This is a genomic window from Actinomadura sp. NPDC048955 (assembly GCF_040649435.1).
Taxonomy (GTDB): domain Bacteria; phylum Actinomycetota; class Actinomycetes; order Streptosporangiales; family Streptosporangiaceae; genus Spirillospora; species Spirillospora luteofluorescens.
The window spans coordinates 1-1,632 of record NZ_JBEZJI010000188.1 but is presented as its reverse complement, the minus strand read 5'-3'; the positions used below and the strand labels follow the sequence as shown (position 1 = coordinate 1,632).

The window sequence follows — 1,632 nt, the reverse complement described above, 5'->3', positions numbered from 1 at the left end:
GACCTCGAACGGCTGGTTCGCGTAGTCGGCGAGGACGACCGCGACGTTGAAGTTGCGCACCGACCCCTTGCGGGCCGGGTCCGCCCACGAGGTGCTGAAGGAGAGGGCTTACATATACGAATATAGGTTCTATTATATGGTTGAGGTGTTTGTATATGATTCCTAAACAATATAAGGATGAAACGGATTATTGTAAGATTTCTAAAGGCAGAGGGTTTGTTAAGTGGCTAGATTTTAAGACAATTCCTGAGCAATATCAACAAATAGAACAATATATGGAAGATCAAAATAAAACAGAACGCCCTACGCTTTTAGACGATCAACTTAATGTTCTAAATGAAAAAGTAAACTGGAAAAAACATTATAAAGAAAAAGTAGTTGTGACATATTGGAAGCAAGGTTATTATTACCAACATGAGGTTTACATTAAAACGGTAGATACACTCAATCAAATTATTATTAGTAACGACGATGGGAACAAGACCATGGAAATACTCATGAAAAATATAAAAGATATTGAATAAGAAGAATAAGAAATATACTAAGATTAGTTATGAAACAATCTATCGTCATAGATTTCTTCATAGCTAATCTTAGTATGTTTTAATTATTACTAATATTAATTTGTTCACCATCTTGTAGAGATCTTTTTGGTTTTTCAATTACTCGATCTCCAGATTTCAGTCCATGCTCAGCGATAATTTTATTACCATTTCTCACTACTTTTACTTTCCGTTTTCGAACATTACCATCTTTATTGACAATAAATACATAAGTTTTATCAACTATACTGTTTTTAGGGATTTCAATCATTTTCAATGGGATATTGACTTGGCCAGTATAACCTGCCCTTACTTTTTGATTTAACTTTGAAATTGTAACTATATATTTTGGCTGATCTTTATTTTCAGTTATTTTTTCAATATTTTTACTACGTTTTTCATCTTCCATATTAGTTGGTAAATCATCAATTGATTGTATTTTACCTTTGATGTTTTTATTACTGCTATCTAATCTAAAGTTAATTTCATCACCATCTTTTAACTTATCAACTATATACTGTGAGACTGTCATCTTGATAACTGGTTCAGATGAAACTAACTTTAAAATTTCAGCACCGTTTTTACTACTATTTGAATAACTAAGTTTTACTTTACCATCAAAAGTTGCATAAATATCTTTACTAGATTGGTCATCATGCTGATTTAATTGCTGTTGAGCTTTAAAAAGTTTTTGTTGATCATCAGATAATTGTCTCTGATTAGTGATATTATTATGCTTTGCTAAATTTTGGTAATCATGATTCAAATCGTCTTTGACATTATTAATATTATTAACGAGGTCAGGTCTATTGCTACTATTCGTATTATAATAAATCAATGGCGTACCCTTTTTCACTTCTTGACCATCTTTAATTTGTGGGCGAATATATTCTCCGATATTTTTATTACTTCTATATGTTTTTATCTCTTCAGGGAATACTGCTCCCTTGCCAGTAATTGGTTTTTCATCTTCAAATGAATCAACTTTATAAGTATTATAATTATTAAAGTTTAAATGATTCGTTTTTTTTAAAATGATCAAAACTATAATGATGATTAATATAGCTATGACAATTATTGAAACCCATAC

2 protein-coding genes are annotated in these 1,632 nt (G+C 30.7%); one reads left to right on the top strand and one right to left on the bottom strand.

Annotated features, from left to right (window positions below; translation table 11 throughout):
• Positions 1 to 155 precede the first annotated feature (155 nt).
• Positions 156 to 524 (top strand): YolD-like family protein, encoded by a 369-nt coding sequence (locus tag AB0C84_RS46110; protein WP_361079254.1) that lies wholly within the window; start codon positions 156 to 158, stop codon positions 522 to 524.
• Between the two features lie 79 nt (positions 525 to 603).
• Here AB0C84_RS46110 and AB0C84_RS46105 read toward each other — a convergent pair.
• Positions 604 to 1,632 (bottom strand): hypothetical protein (locus tag AB0C84_RS46105; protein ID WP_361079252.1); only part of this gene is annotated, 1,029 nt, incomplete at its 5' end.